Below are 21,186 nucleotides of genomic sequence, written 5' to 3'. Positions count from 1 at the left end.
TTATGCAGGCATGGCTCATTTGTGGATGCCATCGGGAACTTTTATAGCAAATGCAGGGGAGGTATTATGAAATATATAGACAGAAAAGGCAACATCACAATAGAGGAGAACAGACAGGATAAATTTTTGCGCCATCTGTATAATGACTGGGGCGGACGTCTTTGCCTGAAGATCATAATACAGCCTTTTGTTACCAGACTGGGCGGCTGGTTTTTGAATACCAGGCTTTCTGCGAGGATGATTCCTGGATTTGTGGAGCGCAATCACATTGATCTTTCCAGCTGCACCAGACAGGAGTTTGCTTCCTATAACGACTTTTTTACCCGCAGGCTTAAAGAGGGGCAGCGGCCTGTAGCAGCGGATGACAGCGTACTGGTCAGTCCTTGTGACGGAAAGGTTACCGTGAGCCGTATTGGCAGTGATTCCAGATTTTATATAAAAGATACTCTGTATACTCTGGAACGCCTGCTGAAGAATAAAAAGCTGGCAAAGCGGTATCTTGGCGGTTATGCAGTGATCCTCAGGCTGACAGTCGATGATTATCACCATTACTGCTATGTGGCAGATGGAGAGAAATCTCCGGATGTAAAGATCCCCGGTGTTTTTCATACGGTAAATCCTGCTGCTAATGACGTATGCCAGATTTATCATGAGAATACCAGAGAGTATTGCCTGTTAAAAACAGAGCAGTTTGGAACCATTGCTATGATGGAAGTCGGAGCTATGATGGTGGGGAAAATTACCAATCTGAAACCTGGTGCCTGTGAAGTGAAAAAGGGTGAAGAAAAAGGTTATTTTGAATTCGGAGGTTCTACCATTGTCCTGCTTCTTCAGCATGGAAAGGTAAGGCTGGATTCTGATTTGATAGAGAATTCTGAAAATGGATATGAAACGATTGTAAGAATGGGTGAGAGAATTGGCAAATGTAAATTACCAAAAAGAGCTTGAAAAATTAATCGAACAGCATGAGAAAGAAGGAAAGGTTCCCAGACTTTTTCTTCATGCATGCTGTGCGCCCTGCAGCAGTTATGTCCTGGAATATCTTTCCAGGTTTTTTTCTGTTACAGTATTTTTTTATAATCCCAATATTTCTCCCAAGGAGGAATATGAGAAGCGGGTGGCAGAAATCCGCAGGCTGATCAGCGAGATGGAGTTTCTTCATCCAGTCGATCTGGTGGAAGGCGCGTATAGACCAGAGGATTTTTATGCCATGGCAAAAGGGCTGGAGGATGTACCGGAGGGAGGAGAACGGTGTTTCAAATGTTATCGGCTTCGAATGGAGGCAGCAGCAAAGCTGGCTCAGGAGGGCGGATATGATTATTTTACCACCACACTTTCCATCAGTCCTTTAAAAAATGCGGGAAAGATCAATGAGATAGGCCAGGAACTTGCACAAATCTATAAAGTGGAGCATCTTCCGTCTGATTTCAAGAAAAAGAACGGATATAAGCGGTCTATAGAACTTTCCCATGAATATGGGCTGTATCGGCAGAATTATTGCGGGTGTGTGTTTTCTAAGCGGGAGAGCATGGAGCGGGAAAAGCAGAAACAACAGAGCTGCATGGACTGTCAGTGAAACCATCTGATATTTTGCAAACAATAGTGCAGAGTCATGCACTTGCATGAATTTTGTGCATTGCAAAACGGTTTGATGCAGTAATGTATAGCGAAAATCATAATGAAAGACTCTTTGCAATTAGCAGAAAGTGTGATAAACTAGCACTTGATTGTAGTAAAGTTAGAAAGAATTTGTAAGGTTCCTATAATACTTCAAAGTGTATTTCTGTAAAATTCTTAAGCATCTTGCTTTTGGAATAAAAATATTGAAAAATTCGTGGAACTTTGCAGGAAATGAGGGAAAATATTATGGCACAGCTTTGGGGCGGACGCTTCACTAAGGAAACCGATAAACTGGTTTATAATTTTAATGCATCCATTTCATTTGACCAGAAATTTTATGAACAGGACATCCGTGGCAGCAAGGCACATGTAAAGATGCTTGCAAAACAGGGGATTCTGACAGAGAAAGAGAGAGATCAGATATTAGAAGGACTGGAGGGAATCCTGGCAGATGTGAAAGCAGGCAGACTTGCAATCACATCAGAATATGAGGATATCCACAGTTTTGTAGAGGCAAACCTGATCGACCGTATTGGTGATCCGGGTAAGAAGCTTCACACGGGAAGAAGCCGTAATGACCAGGTTGCACTGGACATGAAGCTTTATGTGCGTGATGAGATCGATGAGATTGACCAGGAAGTAAAATCACTGCTTGAGGCTCTTCAGAAGATCATGGAAGAGAATGTGCATACGTATATGCCCGGCTTTACCCATCTCCAGAAAGCCCAGCCAGTTACGCTGGCGCATCATGTGGGAGCATATTTTGAAATGTTCCGCCGTGACAGAGGACGTCTGTTTGATATCCGCAAGAGAATGAACACCTGTCCTCTTGGCGCGGGAGCTCTTGCAGGAACTACCTATCCGCTGGACAGAGAATACACCGCACAGCTTCTGGACTTTGATGAGCCAACCAGAAACAGCATGGACTCTGTATCTGACAGAGATTATGTGATTGAACTGTTGTCCGCACTTTCTACGGTTATGATGCATCTCAGCCGTTTTTCCGAGGAGATTATTCTCTGGAATTCCAATGAGTACCGTTTTGTGGAAATCGATGATGCATACAGTACCGGAAGCAGTATTATGCCTCAGAAGAAGAACCCGGATATTGCTGAGCTGGTAAGAGGAAAAACAGGACGTGTTTATGGAGCACTGACATCAATTCTTACTACCATGAAGGGAATTCCGCTGGCATACAATAAGGATATGCAGGAGGATAAGGAACTTACATTTGATGCTATTGATACTGTGAAAGGTTGTCTGGCTCTTTTTACCGGCATGATATCCACCATGCAGTTTAACAAGGCGAACATGGAAGCAAGCGCAAAGAATGGCTTTACCAATGCTACTGATGCGGCAGATTACCTGGTAAATCACGGCGTGCCTTTCCGTGATGCGCATGGAATCGTTGGGCAGTTGGTTCTAAAATGTATTGAAAAGGGAATTTCCCTGGATGAACTGTCCCTTGAAGAGTATAAAGAAATCAGTCCTGTGTTTGAACAGGATATTTATGAGGCTATCAGCATGAAGACCTGTGTGGAGAAACGTATGACTCTTGGAGCTCCCGGTCCGGATGTGATGGAGCAGGTAATTGCAGGAAATAAAAAGTATCTGGAAGCGAACTGAAAAAAGGACACATCCTGCAGAAAGCCTTTTTCAAACATGCTCTGGGCAGTTCGGTGGAAAGTAACGAAAGAATCTTGTTTTACAGGATTTTTTTGGTAAATCAGATAAATTTATTGCTTTAATATGATAAAATTTAAGAAAGTACTTGCATTTTCTCAGAACATGGTATAGTATGTCATAGAAATACACATGTACGCAGAGGAAAGAATGAGGAGAGAATATTATGAGTGAAAAGCTTAGAGTTGGTATTTTAGGTGCTACCGGAATGGTGGGTCAGAGATTTATTTCCCTGTTAGAGAATCATCCATGGTTTGAAGTTGTAACTGTTGCAGCAAGCCCGAGAAGTGCTGGAAAGACTTACGAGGACGCTGTAGGAGGCAGATGGAAAATGGATACTCCAATGCCGGAAGCAGTGAAAAAGCTTGTTGTTATGAATGTAAATGAGGTAGAGAAGGTTGCGTCAACTGTTGACTTTGTATTCTCTGCTGTAGATATGTCCAAGGACGAGATTAAAGCCATCGAGGAAGCATATGCCAAGACTGAGACACCAGTTGTTTCCAACAACAGCGCTCACAGATGGACACCTGATGTGCCGATGGTAATTCCGGAAATCAATCCAGAGCATTTCGAAGTTATCAAACATCAGAAAGAGCGTCTGGGAACAAAGAGAGGTTTCATCGCTGTTAAGCCAAACTGTTCTATTCAGAGCTATGCACCTGCACTTACTGCATGGAAAGAATTTGAGCCATATGAAGTAGTTGCTACTACATATCAGGCAATTTCCGGAGCTGGAAAAACATTTAAGGACTGGCCGGAAATGGAGCATAACATCATTCCATATATTGGTGGCGAGGAAGAAAAGAGCGAGAAAGAGCCACTTCGTATCTGGGGTAAAGTTGAGGACGGCGTGATTGTTCCGGCGAAAGAGCCTGTTATCACATGTCAGTGCGTTCGTGTGCCGATCCTGAATGGCCACACTGCAGCTGCATTTGTAAAATTCAGAAAGAAACCTACGAAAGAGCAGCTTGTAAAAGCACTTGTAGAGTTCAAGGGAGTTCCTCAGGAACTGAATCTTCCAAGCGCACCGAAGCAGTTCATTCAGTATCTTGAGGAGGATAATCGTCCACAGGTTACAGAGGATGTGAACTTCGAGAACGGAATGGGCGTATCAATCGGAAGACTTCGCGAGGATACTGTTTACGATTGGAAGTTCATTGGACTTTCCCACAACACTGTAAGAGGTGCTGCAGGTGGTGCTGTTCTTTGCGCAGAGACATTGAAGGCGCAGGGATATATCCAGGCGAAATAAATTGAAGAGTGAATAAATGCAGGGAGAATGCTGCCGGATGTGGTGGCATTCTCCCTTTTTGGGGATAGTCGGCAATCAGCACGCCCCACTTTGTGGTAGATTTCACTCGAATTCGTCTGCCGTAGCCCGTTACGGCGCATTCATCCAGTCGAAATCTCCCGCAAATTGTGACGTACATCTTGCACCTTTTTCAAGAATAGTAACAGATAAACAACTAAAATAAAAAACTGACCGTTTACGATAGGGGAGATTCATGTTAAAATAGATAGCACGTTAGAGCCTGTTTGAAAAATCATTCCCGCAATATGCACGCCCCACTTTGCGGGAGATTTCACCCGAATTCGATTGCCGTAGCCCGCTACGGCGCCCTCATCCGGGCAAAATTTCCCACAAATTGTGACGCACATCTTGCAGAAAGCCTTTTTCAAACACGCTCTAGAACTGACAGGAGGTGAGTCCATGAGCGACAGAGAGCGAATCCGCCTTACCCAGTATTCTCATACATCTGGCTGAGCGGCGAAAGTAGGTCCGGGGACCCTTGCCCAGGTTCTGGGTAAGCTGCCGAAGTTTTATGATTCGAATTTACTGGTCGGAACGGAATCTTCCGACGATGCTGCTGTATATCGTATATCTGATGATCTGGCCATGATCCAGACCGTGGATTTTTTTACACCGATCGTGGACGATCCTTATACTTTCGGACAGATCGCAGCGGCAAATGCGTTAAGTGATGTGTATGCTATGGGTGGAGAGCCTAAGCTGGCATTGAATATTGCAGCCTTTCCTAATTGTCTTGATCCGGAGATTCTGGGCGAGATTCTGCGGGGAGGTGCAGACAAGGTAATGGAGGCTGGTGCTTCTCTTGCGGGAGGACACACGATTCAGGACGATGAGCCGAAATATGGCTTGTGCGTTACCGGATTTGTAAATCCTGCCTCAATGTGGAAAAATATTGGAGCAGAGACCGGAGATGTTCTGATCCTTACCAAGCCTCTTGGAACCGGAATTCTTTCTACTGCAGTGAAAGGAGAGATGGCATCTGAGGAAGAGACTGCCTATGCAGCTTCTGTGATGGCGACTTTGAACAGGTATGCCAGAGATAAAGTGGCAGATCTGCAGATTCATGCCTGCACGGATGTAACAGGTTTTGGTCTTGCCGGACATGCCCTGGAAATGGCGAAGGGAAGTGGGAAGACCCTTTGTATTTCTCTTGGTTCCCTGCCGATTATGAAAGGAGCACTTGACTATGCTTCTATGGGATTTATTCCTGCAGGTGCATACCGCAATCGGGAATTTGCAGGGGGAGAGTGCGAGTTTTCATGGAAGAATCACAGTGGGGAAAGCAGTGAGAATTTCTGGCTGGAAAAGACCAGGTGTGAAGCTGTGGAAAATGAAACAGGCAGAAGTGAAACCATCATAAATGAAGCAGAGCTTGCTGCCCGTGAGGATATAGTATTTGACCCGCAGACTTCCGGAGGGCTTCTCCTGAGTATAGATTCTCAGGATGCGGACAGGGCAATTAGTCGACTGTCTTCTCTGTCGCTTCCCTGTGCTGTGATTGGACGGGTAATTAATTTACAAAAGAAACATCTCGTTTTTGTGAAATAGTTCCTAATTGATAAAAAATTATCAACTTCTATTGTGAAAAATACATCAAAGTGTTATAATTGTAAAAAACAATACGGAGGTGTTTTTTATGAACTATGAAGATGTGCAAAAACTTTCAAACGCAGCCAAAAACAAAATCGGGCTGCTGAACGGCAATTTCCTGAAGTACTTTCTTCGGGCTGTAATGGCTGGTTTCTTTATTGATGTGGCAGTTATTTACAGCAATGTTATAGGAAGTGTATTTTCAGGATCAGATCCTGCCTGGGGCAAGTTTCTTGGAGCTGTAGTGTTCTCCATTGCTGTTCTTCTGATCAGCCTGGTTGGCGGCGAGCTGTTTACCGGTAATAACATGGTAATGGCATTCGGCGCTTTCGACAAGAGTGTATCCTGGGGGGATGCAGGCAAGGTATGGCTGGTAAGCTACCTTGGCAATTTCGTTGGATGTGCAATTATGGCACTTCTTTTTGTAGGAGCAGGTGCATCCGGCTCAGCAGATTATTTCGCAGGCTTTATTAACAACAAGCTGACGATCCCTATGGGACAGATGTTCATGCGTGCAATTTTGTGTAACTTCTTCGTATGTCTTGGTGTACTCTGCGGAATTAAGCTGAAAAGTGAAACCGGTAAATTCCTTATGATCGTAATGTGTATCTCTGCATTCGTTTTCAGCGGATTTGAGCACTGCATTGCAAACATGGGAATTTTTGTAGTAAGCCTTGGTCTGGTAGATGGCCTTTCCGTTGGTCTCATGCTGAAGAGTATGCTGATCGTAACCATTGGAAATATGGTGGGAGGTGCTCTTTTACTGGCATGGCCATTAAGAAAGATGAGCGCAGATAAATAATATGTCAAAAGCTTTATACATAGCAGAGAAGCCCAGCGTGGCTCAGGAATTTGCGAAAGCTTTAAAATCTGGCGGACAAAGACGGGATGGCTATATCGAGTCTGATACCTGCGTGGTGACCTGGTGTGTGGGACATCTGGTCACCATGAGCTATCCTGAGAAATATGATATGAAATACAAAAGGTGGAGTTTAGATACCCTGCCTTTTTTGCCGCATGATTTTAAATACGAAGTGATACCTGGCGTGGAAAAACAGTTCCAGATCGTGAAAGGGCTTTTAAACAGACCTGATATTGATACCATTTATGTGTGTACCGACTCCGGGCGTGAAGGTGAATATATTTACCGCCTGGTAGCACAGATGGCGGGAGTGAAGGACAGGACGCAGAAGCGTGTGTGGATCGACTCCCAGACTGAAGAAGAGATTCTTCGGGGAATCCGTGAGGCAAAGGACATCTCAGAATATGATAACCTTGCCGCAGCCGCCTATCTTCGGGCAAAAGAAGATTATCTGATGGGAATTAATTTCTCACGTGTACTGACTTTGCGTTATGGAAACAGCGTAACCAATTATCTTGGAGGCAAATACCAGGCAATTTCCGTTGGACGGGTTATGACCTGTGTCCTTGGGATGGTAGTTCGCCGCGAGCGGGAAATCCGCGCATTTGTGAAAACACCTTTTTACAGAGTTGTGAGCAGCATTGCTCTTGAAGGAGAAAGCTTTGAAGGAGAGTGGAGAGCTGTAGAAGGCAGCCGCTATTTCCAGTCCCCTGTTTTATATAAAGAAAATGGTTTTAAGAAAAAAGAAGATGCCCAGAAGCTGATCTGTGAATTAAGTACACAGCAGCCTCTTATATGTACGGTGGAGAAGATTGAGCGAAAGAAGGAAAATAAGAATCCGCCTCTTCTGTTTAATCTGGCAGAGCTTCAGAATGTCTGTTCCAAACTGTTCAAGATCAGTCCGGATGAGACTCTTTCCATTGTGCAGGATCTTTATGAAAAGAAACTGGTCACATATCCCAGAACAGATGCCAGAGTTTTATCGACAGCTGTGGCAAAGGAGATTTATAAGAATATTTCCGGGCTTCGGAATTATCCTCAGGCCGGGGAAGCTGCGCAAGGTGCGTTAGAGCTTGGCGCATATAAAAATATCGCGAAGACACGTTACACCAATGACAAACAGATTACAGACCATTATGCTATTATTCCTACTGGCCAGGGACTTGGCGCACTAAAGGGACTTTCTCTGACGGCACAGCGGGTGTATGAGACGATTGTGAGACGATTTTTAAGCATTTTTTATCCACCGGCTGTTTATCAGAAGGTAAGCCTTGTGACGAAAATGGAGAATGAATCTTTCTTTTCTTCTTTTAAAGTTTTGCTTAGTGAAGGGTATCTGAAGATTGCTGCAAATTCTTTTGCAAAAAAGAGTATGGCAGAAGCTTCCGGAAAAACTCCCGAAAGTGAAGGAGAAGGTGAGGTTTCCTGCGACGAAGCTTTGTTAGCTGCATTGCAGAAACTGAAAAAGGGTGATATACTAAACATAAATGGTCTTGGTATCAAGGAAGGAGAGACATCTCCACCGAAACGATACAATTCCGGTTCTATGATCCTGGCAATGGAGAATGCAGGCCAGCTGATCGAGGATGAGGATCTTCGTTCACAGATCAAGGGAAGCGGAATTGGTACCAGCGCCACCAGAGCAGAGATTTTGAAGAAGCTGTTTAATATCAGATATCTGTCTCTGAATAAGAAAACCCAGGTGATCACACCTACCCTTCAGGGGGAAATGATTTATGATGTGGTAAACTGTTCTATCCGTCAGCTTCTGAACCCGGAACTGACTGCCAGCTGGGAGAAGGGACTTACCTATGTAGCAGAGGGATCTATTACAGAGCAGGAATATATGGATAAGCTGGAGCACTTTGTAAGGATTCGTACCAAACAGGTGGAGGACAGTCATTTTCAGTATGCGCTGAGGCAGTTTTTTGATGCAGCTGCGCAGTTTTATAAGAAGCCGGAGCGGGAAACTGCTATGAAAAAAAGGCAGAACACGCTCTGATACAGATTGGGGAATAAAGGAAATCATTCATTAAATGATATGAGTGTCAAAAGGTCTTTTGACACTCATTTGATACCCGGATTGCTACGCAGCTACGCTGCTCCCGCAATCCTCCAAATATTCGAAATCCGCTGATTTACTGCGTAAATCGCTACTTTCTCATATTTGGCGTGTCCCAAGTTCAAAAGCCTTATCGTGCAAGCACGAACAGCTTTTTGACCTTTTGACACTGGTATCATTAAATTAGATTTATATGAGGAGGATGTATTATGTTAAAAGATTTTACCATCGCAAACATGCTGGATATGACCCAGACCATCGCAGGAGAGCTTTTCCAGGGGAAAACCTATCCGTGGGAAGTTCTTCCGGAGATTGGTGATTTCATTGTGAAATTGGGAAAAACATTGGATCCAGATGAATATGACTATCTGGAGGGGGATATCTGGATTGCGAAATCTGCCAAGGTTGCACCTACCGCCTGCATTAACGGACCAGCCATCATCGGCAAGAATACAGAAGTGCGCCACTGTGCATTTATCCGCGGCAAAGCTCTTGTAGGAGAGGGCTGTGTAGTGGGAAACTCCACAGAGCTTAAGAATGTAGTCCTTTTTAACAATGTGCAGGTTCCCCATTACAATTATGTAGGAGACGCTGTACTGGGTTACAAATCCCATATGGGTGCAGGTTCCATCTGCTCCAATGTAAAGTCAGACAAGAAATTGGTTGTTGTAAAAGACGGCGAGGAGAAGATTGAGACAGGACTTAAGAAGTTTGGTGCCATGCTGGCAGATCATGTAGAAGTTGGCTGTGGTTCGGTTCTGAATCCGGGAACTGTGATTGGAAGAAACACTAACATTTATCCGCTTTCTCCAGTACGTGGATGCGTTCCGGCAAACAGCATTTATAAGAATAAAGACGAGATTGTAACAAAGAATTAGACTAGAGCGTGTTTGAAAAAGGCTTTCTGCAAGATGTGCGTCACAATTTGTGGGAGATTTCGCCCGGATGAGGGCGCCGTAGCGGGCTACGGCAACCGAATTCGGGTGAAATCTCCCGCAAAGTGGGGCGTGCAGATTGCGGGAATGATTTTTCAAACAGGCTCTAGTATAATAAAATGGCTTGGCAGAAAATGAATTCTGTCAAGCCGTTTTTTCTGGACATGTCCATAAATGATTTTTATATCATAGCTGTTCTAAATTCCAAACCACATCTTGCGGATTACGGTCAGTATAGCAATATGTACCGGATAAAAAGCATAGAAGAGGTATTTTACCCATTTCCCCTGAATAAATCCCCGTTTTTCATTGTACATATTCAAAGGAATAAAAGCAAAGCAAGCCTTCCATTCATAGATCAGCCAGCAGCTTCCAATAACTGCCTGTGCAGATTTGTGCTGATGCAGCCAGTACATGATCAGGAGAAATACAAAGCCTTTATATCCGTAATCTGCTTTGAGAAAATAGGAGACTGCAAGAAGCAACAACATGCAGAAAAGCTGCATGGAAGCATTTTTTTCAAAGTGTTCGACCAGGCAGAATGCAAGATATCCCAGAAATAAGGTGAAAAAAACGTTCTGCTTATCTGGATACAGCAGAGTGCCATTTTGTGCAAAATTCCATGGAATTTCTGAAATACAGGCGAAAATCAGAAGATTTCTTCCATATTTAAAGCGGTTATGGGTGTGAAGAAATCCTTCCACAAGCAGGAAACAGAAAATAGGGAAAGCTGCACGCCCCACGTCACGCATTACCCGGTATAGGGAATAAGTGGTGCTGCCTATTTGAAACCAGGGCGCAATGGCTGGCGGGTAGTGACGCAGAAGGAAAGAAGCGGTATGGTCGATCAGCATAATCGCCATAGCCAGCATCTTCAGGGCACTTCCGCTTAGGATTCTCAGTTTTTCGGGCATAAAAGAAGTTGAAGTTTGCAATGACATATCTATGTAAGTCCTCCTGTTCTGAATATAGAGTATTGCTGGATACTTTTGGCTATGAAAGTTCCGGGCGGCAGCTGTGATCGGAATGTTCTTATGTAGTTTATCATGAAAATAAAATTCCTACAAGACAAGTCCAATAAATGGTACCGACAATTTTTTCGTAAATTTTGCAAAATATGACTAGACGAATGAAGAATTTTGTGAGAAAATAACACTAGGTTGTTAGGTCTTTAACAACGATTAAGTAATCAACACTGAAAGGAGTCTTAAAATGATTTACACTACTGAAGTTGAAAACATGTGCCCAGTAGCTAAGGGTGCAAAACATGAGCCAGCTCCGATCCCGGAAGAAGGCCAGTGGGTCCATGCAAAGAAAATTGAAGATATCTCTGGTTTTACACATGGTGTAGGCTGGTGTGCTCCTCAGCAGGGTGCCTGTAAACTGTCCTTAAATGTTAAGAATGGTGTAATCGAGGAAGCCCTTATTGAGACAATCGGATGCTCCGGTATGACACATTCTGCAGCTATGGCAGCAGAGGTTCTTCAGGGTAAGACAATTCTTGAAGCATTAAATACAGACCTTGTCTGTGATGCAATCAATACAGCAATGAGAGAACTGTTCCTTCAGATCGTTTACGGACGTACTCAGAGTGCTTTCTCTGATGACGGTCTTGCTGTTGGTGCAGGTCTTGAGGACCTTGGTAAAGGCCTTCGTTCCCAGGTTGGTACAATGTACGCTACCAAGGAAAAAGGAGTTCGTTACCTGGAAATGGCAGAGGGCTATGTAACAGGTATTGCTCTTGACGAAGACAACGAAGTAATCGGATATCAGTTCGTTTCTCTTGGAAAAATGACTGACTTTATCAAAAAAGGTGATGATCCTAACACTGCATGGGAGAAGGCAAAAGGTCAGTATGGCCGTGTAGCTGATGCTGTTAAGATTATTGACCCAAGAAAAGAGTAAGCCACAAGCGAAAGGAGACGAACAGAAATGGCATTATTTGAAGGATATGAGAGAAGAATTGCTCAGATCAATTCTGTATTAAATAGCTATGGAATCAGCTCTATCGAAGAAGCTGAGAAAATCACAAAAGACGCTGGTCTTGATGTATATGACCAGGTTAAGAAAATTCAGCCGATCTGCTTTGAGAATGCTGCATGGGCTTACACAGTAGGTGCTGCAATCGCGATCAAGAAAGGCTGCAAGAGAGCTGCTGACGCTGCTGCAGCTATCGGAGAAGGACTTCAGGCTTTCTGTATTCCTGGATCTGTTGCTGACCACAGAAAAGTAGGTCTTGGACATGGAAATCTTGGTAAAATGCTCCTTGAGGAAGAGACAGAGTGCTTCTGCTTCTTAGCAGGACATGAGTCTTTCGCAGCTGCTGAGGGTGCTATCGGTATCGCTGAGAAAGCAAACAAAGTACGTCAGAAACCATTACGTGTTATCCTGAACGGACTTGGAAAAGATGCTGCCCAGATCATTTCCCGTATCAACGGATTCACATTTGTTGAGACAAAATACGATTACAAAGAAGCTAAATTAAACGTAATCTATGAGAAGCCATATTCAAACGGACTTCGTGCTACTGTAAAATGCTACGGTGCAGATGATGTTCAGGAAGGTGTTGCTATCATGCATCACGAGAACGTTGGTGTTTCCATCACTGGTAACTCCACTAACCCGACTCGTTTCCAGCATCCGGTTGCAGGTACATACAAGAAAGAATGTATCGAGCAGGGTAAAAAATACTTCTCCGTTGCTTCCGGCGGTGGTACAGGACGTACTCTTCACCCAGACAACATGGCAGCAGGTCCTGCTTCCTACGGTATGACAGATACTATGGGACGTATGCACTCTGATGCACAGTTCGCTGGATCCTCTTCCGTACCGGCTCACGTTGAGATGATGGGTCTTATCGGAATGGGTAACAACCCGATGGTTGGTGCTACTGTTGCTGTAGCTGTTTCTGTAGAGGAAGCTGCTAAGGCTGGTAAGTTCTAATTCCATAAAGTGTAAAAGCGTTGAAAATGCCGTAAACTCAAGAGTTTACGGCATTTTTTTAGTTTTCGGAAATTTGCTCAAAACAGTATGAAAACACATGAAAAAATGACGGTAGCTAACAAGTAGCTAACAAGTAGCTAACAGACGTAGCTAACACGTAGCTAACAATTTTACCGCGAAAAAACAGCAGGACAATGCCTGCTGCTAATCATTTTGTTATCTTTTCCATTTCTCTTTTCAAATCTTCCACAGTACGGTGGGTATAAACTTTTTCTGTGATATCAGCGATTTCATGCCCAACGATCATTTTCAAAATGTATTCATTCATATCCACATCTTTGGCTTTTGTAATAAAAGTATGTCGGGTGTCATGAGGTTTGTGATCCATTCCAAGCCTGGACATGACTTTTTTGAAGCGTCCGCGATATTTATCATATGTAAGGTGAGTGCCTTGTTGGCCGTCTGGATCATTGAAAAGATAATCGCTTCCCATATTAACTGCATTTTCGTAATTTTTACGAACTAGATCAGCAACCAGTGGATGAATTGGAACTAGACGGTTACGGCCAGCATCGGTTTTCAGTCCGCCAGTATATGTCATGTTATCCAGATCCACATCTGCAATTTTCAGAACTGCCAGCTCCTGAGGACGCCAGCCGGAATAAATCCCGATCAGGATCATATCTGCAAATGGTATTTCAGGATGCTCTATAAGAGCTGTAATTTCCTGATCAGAGAAAGGAATGCGGACGATCTTCGGACGTTCTCGTTTCACACCATCGCATAAAGCAGCATAGTTTTTATCCACAAGATCATGTTTCATAGCCCATTTGTACATGAGATTAAAGAGGCTCTTCATTCGTCCTTTGGTGCTGGATCCAACATCAGCATCCTTGATAGCTCCCTCCAGATGCTCGACTCGGATATCTTTCATTCGCATATCATAAAGGGAAGAACAGTACTTGTAGGACGCAGTGATTGTTCGGATACTGGAGGGATTACCCAGAGTTGGAAAATACTTGTCCGACCATTTTTCGTATACTTCAGAAAAAGTTATTTTATTAGAATCCAGATCGTAAGGATTTTCATTGTATTGTACCAGGGCGGTCATAGCTTCCTGCCGGGTAGCAAAATATCCGATTACTTGCCTCTTCTGTTTGATTCGTTGTCCCTCCTCATCAAATTGCCATCCGAAGGTTTTTGCAGCTACCCATGGCCGCCGTCGTTTGCCAGATAGTTTATATATAGATCCGAATCCATTTGGAAGTTTCATAACATCACCTTTCTTCTAAAAAAGAGTATAAAAAATACACCTTTGCAGGTGTAAAGAAAAGTGCTATAATAATCTTGCTATGGAATGATTATAGCAGTTTTCTTTACACTGCAAATTATTCAACAGATCGCTCTGGTGCTGGTAACACTGGGGCGATTTTTATTTAGTTCATTTCAAGTTCTTTCATCAGCTCTTCCTGAGAAACAAATTCGTGACACTCAGGATTCTTACGGATTTCATCTAATAACATTAGATCGACTTCATCAGGCTCTATTTCCTCGATTTTATTATGCCAGTACTCAGGAGCATCAACATGATTATTCAACAGAAGTTTGCTTTCACGTAATGAGGCCTGGAGCATGATAATCACATCCTTTCAAAAAATGTGCCACTCTGGCGCAGGTAACACTGAGGCGGTTTTGTTTATAACGTAAAAGACCCCGTATTTCTACGAGGTCTTCACAATAATAACTTCAATCTTCTATTAATGCCCTGTAGGCGCAATTATACAAAACAATTGTTTTGTGAAGTTATTATAATTCAGTATATGCCTCATAGTCAAGACTTATTCATCAAAAATATAAAATTCTTTTATTTTTTTATTAATGCGAGACATTGTGTTCGCTGAAAGACGGATACCGGATAAGAAATCAGCCGCCTTTTTGGGAGTATAAATACGCATTTTGCTAATTGCAGTGATTTGCTCAATTTTCGCAATACTTCCTGTTTTCATATTTTCAATTTCAAATTTATCTCTTTCTAGCAAAAAGATTGTCTTTTCAAGCTCTCCTATTTGCTCTGTGAGATTATTCAAAGCATTTGTTACTTCTGCCGTTTGTTGAGACTCTGGTATTTTTGCAAAAACCTCATAGAGTGAACGAAATTCGCTTAATTTGGTTTTGGCATCAATCAGTTGTCGGCCAAATCTAGTAGATACAAGGCTATAAAATTCAGTACCAAGTGACAAATCACGCTCATGAACTGCCTTATTTGGCTTAATGGAAGATAAAGGGACAACCATGAGAGTATTAGCATTATGAGGATTTTTTTTATCCAATACAACAGCATAGTGCAAGCCCCCTAATTCGGCACCCACGCGAAAACCAAAATTAACACGAATAATATCGCCACGTGTATACGCCAATAGTTTTGATGGATTAAATTTTTCCTCAAAACGGATGAACTCGGCATAGCTCTGCAGCCAATAAGAAATTAAATCAGCTTTCTTCAAATGTTTATTAGAGGAATCATTGATTAACGCTTCAAGTATGTTGTTCATGGATCTTATGGCCTTCTTTTTGTTTTGGATAACATCCTCTTTGGTTATAGGACGAGACAATCGACCACCTCCTTAGGGTTAGATTTTATTAAAACGCCGAAGCAAATTAATCCCTCTGTTTATCGTATAATAAGTATAAAAGATAATGCTGAACGAACAAATGTTTGTGAAATATATTGCACTTCAAATATAAATGGTGTATATTAAAAACAAACAAACGTTCGAACAAACGAGAACGGAGGGGTTATACATATGATGAAGAATGATAAAGAAGAGTACAAGGGCAAAATAATTGAGTTGGTAAACTTGATTAAAGAAGAATCCGTTCTGAGGCGGATCTACTTAATAATAATTACCATGATAGGGGCCGACCATTGAGGTTGGCTCTTTTCTTATTCTATGCCCAGGCAAGCTTTCATAAATTCTTCGATATGTTTTAACTTCTCTGGAGAAGCTTCTGCAATAGCATTCAGCATATTTCTTGCCATTTGGTTTTCTGTTTTACTGAGCTTTCCAAGATTAATGGAATAGCGGTCATCCTCATCCATCTTAGTGAACATATTGTCATCCCCGCCTTCCCCAGTTCGAAGCCAAATTTCATTTACATTGAATTCTTTACATATTAAAGAAATTACAGCATCGCTTGGTGCGTTTTTCCCTACTTCATATGCACCGATGTTTCCTCTGGCTATTTTTAACCTATCAGCAAAGGCTTGTTGAGTTAAGCCGAGCCTTTTTCGTAGAGCTTTAATTCGCTCATTCATATCCGATCCTCCTTTCTGATGAATTCATAATAGCATATTGGAAAAAGTAAATCAAGAAGAAAATGTTGGTTAATTACAAAAATGTTGTTGACAAAAGAGATTAACCAACATATAATTGAAATATACCAACAAGAGAGCGAGGTGAGAAGACATGGAAGGTAAAAAAAACACTGTCAGACCAAATGGCACTGACAGTGCAAGAGTTATACAAGTAATTGAAACAAAAAGTAATAGAGGGAAAGGAACACTGGATGATCTATCCAGACAGGTTGTACAGTATTGGAGCCTGGAAGGTCAATTGTTAGCTGAAAGAGATTCGCATACAACTAAGAACGAGCAACCGGCGGATGTTTGATCATGTATTTGACTTCTATTTGAGATAAGAAGATCTCCATATATTTTTTTAGAAGCACAAAATCATGCTCTGGGTATTTTCTTTTGTAATGAGTGTAATCATTGCCAAGGATACGGACAACATCGGCAGTATTAACAAGATCTGCTTGCTGAAGGTATGTAGCAATAGCGTTACAAAGGGATTGTTTAGCAACGGTTTCAGCGGGTTCTCCAAGTTCTTGTATTGCATAATCTTTTACCAAAATTTCAAGCGAGGAACGGAAACCTATAGCAGCTAATTCGAAATTTTGATTGTATTCAGCTTGCAATGCCTGGTTGTACATGTCAATAAAACGTTCTGATATAGCGGCTAAATTTTCGTTTTTGTATGGCTCAATTTGAGTAGAAGGATACATACAGACCATTGGAGCATCATCTGTATTTGTTCCAGGGTTTTCGCAGGCGAAAAAGAAAAATTTATGACAGGCAGTGCATTCGCAAACAGATATGAGCAAACGGCCATCATTGAAAGAATAATAATCTTTTTCTTTCACAATAGCGTCAGTTCCAAAACCACAATGCGGACAGATTGCAGGCTTTTGATATTTAAACGAAAAGGAAGAGTAGAAGGAAGATGCAGATTTAGTAATGAATTTCATAAAAACCTCCTTAGGTAAGATTTAGGCATGCCAGTACCTAATAATCTAAGAATAAGAAAAAAGAGAAAAAAAGTCAATGCTACATTTATAACCAACATGAGAAAGAGAGGCGAGAGAATGAAAGTTAAAACAATCCCAGAAATCAACATGACAGATAATCCTTTAGACAACATTATTAAAATGGCTCCTTATTTGGATGAAGGAAGTCAGCGAACTGTGTTCGGGATGATGTTGGAAGCGGTTATGAGTATAAAAGATGATGGAAAGAAAGCTGGATAAAGAAGCAACTATACTGTATTCAAACGAAAAAGAAAGCGAGGTGAGAAAGAAATGAAATTATTTGGATTTAGAATTAATGCAGGAGAAATCAAAGATGTCAGAGAAATAGAGAAAACATTAGAGAACATTGAAGAAAAGAAAAATAAAATAATAGATCTTGCAGGACAGCTTAGTACTCTGACAGAAATTAAATTCAAATATTCAGCAGATGGAAGTATTGAAAAGAAATTTGAGGTAGATGGATTTGAAATGGATAAGATCTTGGGAAATATGCGAGTAGCTCAGATGCAAATTGTAGATAGCTATAAAAGTCTGGAAGCACTTGGCATGATAGAAATTACCCCTGCTCCAAAGAACAGGGGAAAGACACTACTTGGAAAAAGCATCCAAGAGTTCTTTAGCTAGTTGCGCAATGTCGGATCTGAGTTTTTGAAGATCAGACTTGGTAGCAGGTGCGTTGCCATCATAGACGGCAGAAAGAGAAGCTTCAGTAAAGTGTTCTATAGATTTAAGCGCTTGTTTTTTATCCATGGTAGCTTGCTCCTTTCATAATACTCAGGCATGCCAGTGCCCTGTACCTAAAGAATAGGAGAGAATAAAAAGAAAGTCAAGTTTGACAGAAAGGTAGGCGAAAAATATGACCAAAGAAAAGAAAGAGCGTATCACAGTAATCGTACAGAATCTGAAACAGATGGATATTGTAAGTCTTAAGTTGATGGAGAATAACTCAGAACTCCTGAGAGCCAGAGATGCAATGGAAGTAGAAACCCAGAAAGCAGGATAACAGAAGCGAGGTGAAAAGATGGAAAGTGACCGAGACAGGAGATTTGCACTTGAAGGATTTGTAAGATATCACGATGACAGAATCTGGAAGCAGACGCAAAAGCTTGTCAGAGAAGAAAAAGAAGCAATAACCAAAATGGCAGTTACCCTTACTGCAATAAGAATAACTGCCATGCTGCTTATCTCTTGGTTTGCGCTTCATAAGTTTTCAAGACAGTAGAAGCAACTTCATGTACTGCATTGACAAGTTCATCCTTGGAAAGTTCGTCAGCGGAGGAGTGATAGATTTCGTTGATCATTTCGTGACTGAACAGATCAATGACTTCGTGAATTGTCATATAAAGAATTCCTTTCATAATACTCGGGCATGCCAGTGCCCTGTACCTAAAGAATAGGAGAAAAGAAATAAAAAGTCAATGTAATTGGAAAAGTAACAGGGAAGCGAGGTATGAGATGGGATTTATGCTTGCAGAAAAACAGAACTATGAAATATGTGAAGCAATAATTGAGATGTTCCATAAAAAAGAAATATCTGTAGAGCAATCCTATGCGATTTTAGATTATGTAAAAAGAAAAATCGCACAGGACACAAAAGTTGGTGAATTAGTCAAAATTAGCTACGAAGATTTTTTATAGCTTCAGAAACAGCCTGGAATGAAGCTACAAACAATTTCATTAGTAATTTCAATAATCGCATTAGTTTTGGCTATAGCGAAAGCTGCTGGTTAAAAGTGATGGGAAGAAAAGGATGGTGTAAAGATGGAACATATAAAAATCGTATGCAAAATACCTCATGAGATAGCACTGCAGGATGGCTTCTTGAGCAAACTCATTAGAAAAATGGAGAGACAGGTGAAAAACACCAGAAAGAGCATTCATATGACAATCGAAATCACATGGGGGCAGCAGGATCAATCAGAGGTTATTTCAAATGTACCGATTACGGATTTATCAATGGAATAATAAGAAAGCAGGATGCGAAAAATGAACACAGGAAAAATATTGACAACTGAAGCTGCTGCAATTCTCAATACATCCCCACAGTTTGTACGTGTTGCAATGCAGCAGGGCAAGCTGCCGATCGGCACAGCAATCAAGATGTCGTCTATATGGACTTATAACATTTCTGGAAAACTTCTGGCGGAATATAGCGGAAAAGATGTTGAAAAAGAGCTGGAACAGATCAGAAAAAAGAAAGTTATGTAAACTAAAGAAAAGAGCCGATGCAAGGGGTGCATCGACTCAGGTCCATATGTAATCAACCAATTACATAGTATCACTGGGCCACTAAAAAGTCAAGAATGTAAGAAAAATCAGGGGTGAAATTCCCCTGTTTAGTACTTGATAAAGATATTAAAGTTAGGAGCCTAATGGTATGGGAACACTGCGAAAAACCTGGCATTTACGGGATGAGGATATATTGTATGTGGAAGAGAACCATGATGGAAAGTATGGAGCACCCGGAAAGAAAAGACAGCCAAAGAGAAAACTAACGCCAGAAGATATATACAGGATAAATCATTGGAACAAAATTAAAAAGGCAAGACTTCTGGCAATGGAATATTTTTCTCCTGGTGATATATGGGCCACATACACATATAAACCAGAAAACCGTCCTCCAGATATACAAACAGCTCAAAAACATTTCCGAGATGCAATGGGGAAAATAAAAAAAATATATGAGAAGGCGGGAAAGAAACTTTACTGGATCCGCAATATCGAAAGAGGAACAAAAGGAGCCTGGCACATTCATTTTATTATAAATGATATTGGAACTACAGCCAGCTTAATTGAAAGGGCATGGCCGCATGGTGGAGTTTACATAACGAGAATAAAAAAGAGCAAATGCCCAGAGGAAGATTTTGGAAGGCTGGCCGCATACCTCACTAAGGATGAAAAAACCAGAGAAGTAAAACAGGATGGAACCCTTGCAAAACCAAAAATCAAAGAAGCAAGTTACAGTCATTCAAGAAATATGCCGCTTCCAGATCCTAAGAAAAAGAAACTGGTGCGCTGGCAAAAAGACATAAAAATGAAAAAAGGTTATTACATAGCAGAATTCTTTGAAGGCATTAACCCAGTAACCGGATATAAATACCGCAGGTACACCATGATCAAGTTGAATAGACGAATTTAAAGAGAAGAGGATTAGAACCATGAAGGTGAACATTTACCTGGAGACGGATAAACAGTGCCAGGCATGTATACAGAGAAAATATGGATACGTGATTGAAATCATGTATCATGGACAGATCGTGACCAGGGAAGGATTTGGATGTGTGGTAAGCACATATCATCAGTGCAACCTGCAGGCGCTTGCGGAAGCACTGTCAAGATTTCATTCTTCCAGCGAGATCTGTGTACACACGAAAGATACCTTTGTGGCATCCAGAGTTCTGAAAATATCAGATCTGGCAGCAGGTGGCTTCAAAGATACAAAGGGAAACGATATCAAGAATGCGGACGAGTGGAGAATGGTTTATGGACCTATCAACCAGCTTAAGTTGGTGGTTTCTTCGTCAGTCGGTACACATTCATATTCACAGTGGCTCCAGGAGGAGATGATAAAACGTGGAAACTGAAGAACTGTGGGGGAAAGGATGGAGTCTGCGCACAGAACAGGATCCAAGGACAATGACGTATCTTGGAACAGTAACAAAATCAGGAATACACTTTCACTATTACAGAGATGATGATGGAGAAATCTATTTCGATAATGAACCGGAAGGTGGGAAGCCTGATTGGATGGAAAGAGCAGACAGAAAATTGAGAAATAGGGCACATAAGAAAAAATAAAAAGAAAAGAGGA

Annotated in this window: 31 protein-coding genes and 1 pseudogene; 21 read left to right on the top strand and 11 right to left on the bottom strand. The window is 41.7% G+C overall.

The window, feature by feature from the left end; genetic code table 11:
• The first annotated feature begins 66 nt into the window (after positions 1-66).
• From I2D69_RS09225 to asd, 4 genes are all read left to right on the top strand, one after another.
• On the top strand, positions 67-948 hold the full coding sequence (locus tag I2D69_RS09225; RefSeq protein ID WP_118581411.1) for a phosphatidylserine decarboxylase: 882 nt from the start codon (positions 67-69) through the stop codon (positions 946-948).
• Positions 917-1,576, top strand: a complete 660-nt coding sequence (locus tag I2D69_RS09220) for an epoxyqueuosine reductase QueH (RefSeq protein ID WP_173716235.1) — start codon at positions 917-919, stop codon at positions 1,574-1,576. Before I2D69_RS09225 ends, I2D69_RS09220 begins: the two co-directional genes overlap by 32 nt.
• 290 nt (positions 1,577-1,866) lie before the next feature.
• Positions 1,867-3,246 (top strand): argininosuccinate lyase, encoded by a 1,380-nt coding sequence (gene argH / locus I2D69_RS09215; protein ID WP_118581414.1) that lies wholly within the window; start codon positions 1,867-1,869, stop codon positions 3,244-3,246.
• A 223-nt stretch (positions 3,247-3,469) separates the two neighbouring features.
• A complete protein-coding gene (asd, locus tag I2D69_RS09210) occupies positions 3,470-4,555 on the top strand; it encodes an aspartate-semialdehyde dehydrogenase (protein WP_118581417.1) in 1,086 nt (361 codons plus the stop codon).
• On the opposite strand, the gene I2D69_RS20995 is transcribed toward asd, so the two are convergent.
• Together I2D69_RS20995 and I2D69_RS20990 are read right to left on the bottom strand one after the other, a co-directional pair.
• Positions 4,458-4,733 (bottom strand): DUF6783 domain-containing protein, encoded by a 276-nt coding sequence (locus I2D69_RS20995; RefSeq protein ID WP_334286069.1) that lies wholly within the window; start codon positions 4,731-4,733, stop codon positions 4,458-4,460. The genes asd and I2D69_RS20995 overlap by 98 nt on opposite strands.
• Before the next feature lie 73 nt (positions 4,734-4,806).
• Positions 4,807-4,950 carry a DUF6783 domain-containing protein gene (locus tag I2D69_RS20990; RefSeq protein ID WP_308768408.1) on the bottom strand — a complete coding sequence of 48 codons (144 nt, stop codon included), beginning with the start codon at positions 4,948-4,950 and terminating at the stop codon, positions 4,807-4,809.
• Between I2D69_RS20990 and I2D69_RS20985 the strand changes: the two genes are divergently transcribed.
• The 4 genes from I2D69_RS20985 (at position 4,900) to I2D69_RS09195 (ending at position 9,069) form a co-directional block, all read left to right on the top strand.
• Entirely contained in the window at positions 4,900-5,010 is a 111-nt protein-coding gene (locus tag I2D69_RS20985) for a DUF6783 domain-containing protein (protein WP_308768407.1), read from the top strand. The genes I2D69_RS20990 and I2D69_RS20985 overlap by 51 nt on opposite strands.
• Positions 5,011-5,014: 4 nt before the next feature.
• Positions 5,015-6,163: a selenide, water dikinase SelD gene (gene selD, locus I2D69_RS09205; protein ID WP_226855143.1), complete on the top strand. Its 1,149-nt coding sequence runs from the start codon at positions 5,015-5,017 to the stop codon at positions 6,161-6,163.
• Between the two features lie 88 nt (positions 6,164-6,251).
• On the top strand, positions 6,252-7,007 hold the full coding sequence (locus tag I2D69_RS09200; RefSeq protein WP_118581426.1) for a formate/nitrite transporter family protein: 756 nt from the start codon (positions 6,252-6,254) through the stop codon (positions 7,005-7,007).
• 1 nt (position 7,008) lies between these two features.
• The gene (locus I2D69_RS09195; protein ID WP_195379797.1) at positions 7,009-9,069 is read left to right on the top strand and encodes a DNA topoisomerase; all 2,061 of its coding nucleotides are present in this window, start codon (positions 7,009-7,011) and stop codon (positions 9,067-9,069) included.
• Between the two features lie 707 nt (positions 9,070-9,776).
• Here I2D69_RS09195 and I2D69_RS20980 read toward each other — a convergent pair.
• Positions 9,777-10,103 (bottom strand): annotated as a pseudogene (locus I2D69_RS20980) (DUF6783 domain-containing protein); the annotation flags it as partial.
• Between I2D69_RS20980 and I2D69_RS20975 the strand changes: the two are divergent.
• Positions 10,041-10,202, top strand: a complete 162-nt coding sequence (locus I2D69_RS20975) for a DUF6783 domain-containing protein (protein WP_306797080.1) — start codon at positions 10,041-10,043, stop codon at positions 10,200-10,202. The pseudogene I2D69_RS20980 and the gene I2D69_RS20975 overlap by 63 nt on opposite strands.
• Before the next feature lie 59 nt (positions 10,203-10,261).
• Here I2D69_RS20975 and I2D69_RS09185 read toward each other — a convergent pair whose 3' ends face one another.
• A complete protein-coding gene (locus I2D69_RS09185; protein ID WP_195379796.1) occupies positions 10,262-11,005 on the bottom strand; it encodes a TraX family protein in 744 nt (247 codons plus the stop codon).
• 271 nt (positions 11,006-11,276) lie between these two features.
• Here I2D69_RS09185 and I2D69_RS09180 point away from each other — a divergent pair, with 271 nt between their 5' ends.
• Together I2D69_RS09180 and I2D69_RS09175 are read left to right on the top strand one after the other, a co-directional pair.
• Positions 11,277-11,969 carry an iron-sulfur cluster assembly scaffold protein gene (locus tag I2D69_RS09180; protein ID WP_118581434.1) on the top strand — a complete coding sequence of 231 codons (693 nt, stop codon included), beginning with the start codon at positions 11,277-11,279 and terminating at the stop codon, positions 11,967-11,969.
• Between the two features lie 27 nt (positions 11,970-11,996).
• Positions 11,997-13,007 carry a GGGtGRT protein gene (locus I2D69_RS09175; protein ID WP_118581437.1) on the top strand — a complete coding sequence of 337 codons (1,011 nt, stop codon included), beginning with the start codon at positions 11,997-11,999 and terminating at the stop codon, positions 13,005-13,007.
• Positions 13,008-13,215: 208 nt separating this feature from the next.
• Here the strand turns inward: I2D69_RS09175 and I2D69_RS09170 are convergent, their stop codons facing one another.
• From I2D69_RS09170 to I2D69_RS09160, 3 genes are all read right to left on the bottom strand, one after another.
• Positions 13,216-14,280 carry a tyrosine-type recombinase/integrase gene (locus I2D69_RS09170; RefSeq protein ID WP_173771049.1) on the bottom strand — a complete coding sequence of 355 codons (1,065 nt, stop codon included), beginning with the start codon at positions 14,278-14,280 and terminating at the stop codon, positions 13,216-13,218.
• Positions 14,281-14,443: 163 nt separating this feature from the next.
• Positions 14,444-14,641, bottom strand: a complete 198-nt coding sequence (locus I2D69_RS09165; RefSeq protein WP_173771048.1) for a hypothetical protein — start codon at positions 14,639-14,641, stop codon at positions 14,444-14,446.
• 204 nt (positions 14,642-14,845) lie between these two features.
• Positions 14,846-15,619, bottom strand: a complete 774-nt coding sequence (locus I2D69_RS09160) for a type II toxin-antitoxin system PemK/MazF family toxin (RefSeq protein ID WP_173771047.1) — start codon at positions 15,617-15,619, stop codon at positions 14,846-14,848.
• A 192-nt stretch (positions 15,620-15,811) separates the two neighbouring features.
• On the opposite strand from I2D69_RS09160, the gene I2D69_RS20450 reads away from it, so the two are divergent.
• Complete coding sequence (locus I2D69_RS20450; RefSeq protein ID WP_255610567.1) at positions 15,812-15,937, top strand: hypothetical protein; 126 nt, start codon at positions 15,812-15,814, stop codon at positions 15,935-15,937.
• Positions 15,938-15,951: 14 nt separating this feature from the next.
• Here the strand turns inward: I2D69_RS20450 and I2D69_RS09155 are convergent, their stop codons facing one another.
• The gene (locus I2D69_RS09155) at positions 15,952-16,323 is read right to left on the bottom strand and encodes a helix-turn-helix transcriptional regulator (RefSeq protein ID WP_195379795.1); all 372 of its coding nucleotides are present in this window, start codon (positions 16,321-16,323) and stop codon (positions 15,952-15,954) included.
• A 326-nt stretch (positions 16,324-16,649) separates the two neighbouring features.
• Complete coding sequence (locus I2D69_RS09150) at positions 16,650-17,315, bottom strand: DUF4145 domain-containing protein (protein WP_173771046.1); 666 nt, start codon at positions 17,313-17,315, stop codon at positions 16,650-16,652.
• Between the two features lie 117 nt (positions 17,316-17,432).
• On the opposite strand from I2D69_RS09150, the gene I2D69_RS09145 reads away from it, so the two are divergent.
• Positions 17,433-17,594: a hypothetical protein gene (locus tag I2D69_RS09145; RefSeq protein ID WP_173718580.1), complete on the top strand. Its 162-nt coding sequence runs from the start codon at positions 17,433-17,435 to the stop codon at positions 17,592-17,594.
• A gap of 51 nt (positions 17,595-17,645) precedes the next feature.
• Positions 17,646-17,999 (top strand): hypothetical protein, encoded by a 354-nt coding sequence (locus I2D69_RS09140; protein ID WP_173718579.1) that lies wholly within the window; start codon positions 17,646-17,648, stop codon positions 17,997-17,999.
• Here I2D69_RS09140 and I2D69_RS09135 read toward each other — a convergent pair.
• Positions 17,964-18,125 (bottom strand): hypothetical protein, encoded by a 162-nt coding sequence (locus tag I2D69_RS09135; RefSeq protein WP_173718578.1) that lies wholly within the window; start codon positions 18,123-18,125, stop codon positions 17,964-17,966. The two genes, I2D69_RS09140 and I2D69_RS09135, sit on opposite strands and share 36 nt — an antisense overlap.
• A gap of 106 nt (positions 18,126-18,231) precedes the next feature.
• Between I2D69_RS09135 and I2D69_RS09130 the strand changes: the two genes are divergently transcribed.
• The gene (locus I2D69_RS09130; protein ID WP_173771043.1) at positions 18,232-18,378 is read left to right on the top strand and encodes a hypothetical protein; all 147 of its coding nucleotides are present in this window, start codon (positions 18,232-18,234) and stop codon (positions 18,376-18,378) included.
• Positions 18,379-18,556: 178 nt separating this feature from the next.
• Here the strand turns inward: I2D69_RS09130 and I2D69_RS09125 are convergent, their stop codons facing one another.
• On the bottom strand, positions 18,557-18,715 hold the full coding sequence (locus I2D69_RS09125) for a hypothetical protein (RefSeq protein WP_173771042.1): 159 nt from the start codon (positions 18,713-18,715) through the stop codon (positions 18,557-18,559).
• A 124-nt stretch (positions 18,716-18,839) separates the two neighbouring features.
• Here I2D69_RS09125 and I2D69_RS09120 point away from each other — a divergent pair, with 124 nt between their 5' ends.
• The 6 genes from I2D69_RS09120 (at position 18,840) to I2D69_RS09095 (ending at position 21,173) form a co-directional block, all read left to right on the top strand.
• A complete protein-coding gene (locus I2D69_RS09120; protein WP_195409008.1) occupies positions 18,840-19,013 on the top strand; it encodes a hypothetical protein in 174 nt (57 codons plus the stop codon).
• A 123-nt stretch (positions 19,014-19,136) separates the two neighbouring features.
• Positions 19,137-19,340, top strand: a complete 204-nt coding sequence (locus I2D69_RS09115; protein ID WP_173771040.1) for a hypothetical protein — start codon at positions 19,137-19,139, stop codon at positions 19,338-19,340.
• Positions 19,341-19,361: 21 nt separating this feature from the next.
• On the top strand, positions 19,362-19,583 hold the full coding sequence (locus I2D69_RS09110) for a hypothetical protein (protein WP_173771039.1): 222 nt from the start codon (positions 19,362-19,364) through the stop codon (positions 19,581-19,583).
• A 169-nt stretch (positions 19,584-19,752) separates the two neighbouring features.
• The gene (locus tag I2D69_RS09105; RefSeq protein ID WP_173771038.1) at positions 19,753-20,514 is read left to right on the top strand and encodes a hypothetical protein; all 762 of its coding nucleotides are present in this window, start codon (positions 19,753-19,755) and stop codon (positions 20,512-20,514) included.
• Positions 20,515-20,533: 19 nt separating this feature from the next.
• Positions 20,534-20,959, top strand: a complete 426-nt coding sequence (locus I2D69_RS09100) for a hypothetical protein (RefSeq protein WP_173771037.1) — start codon at positions 20,534-20,536, stop codon at positions 20,957-20,959.
• On the top strand, positions 20,949-21,173 hold the full coding sequence (locus I2D69_RS09095; protein ID WP_173771036.1) for a hypothetical protein: 225 nt from the start codon (positions 20,949-20,951) through the stop codon (positions 21,171-21,173). Before I2D69_RS09100 ends, I2D69_RS09095 begins: the two co-directional genes overlap by 11 nt.
• The last annotated feature ends 13 nt before the right edge of the window (positions 21,174-21,186 follow it).

Origin of the sequence: Ruminococcus sp. D54t1_190329_F1 (assembly GCF_015551645.1) — a bacterium.
Lineage (GTDB): Bacteria > Bacillota > Clostridia > Lachnospirales > Lachnospiraceae > Blautia_A > Blautia_A faecis.
The sequence above is the reverse complement of the archived record's forward strand: the minus strand, read 5'-3'. Positions and strand labels throughout refer to the sequence as shown.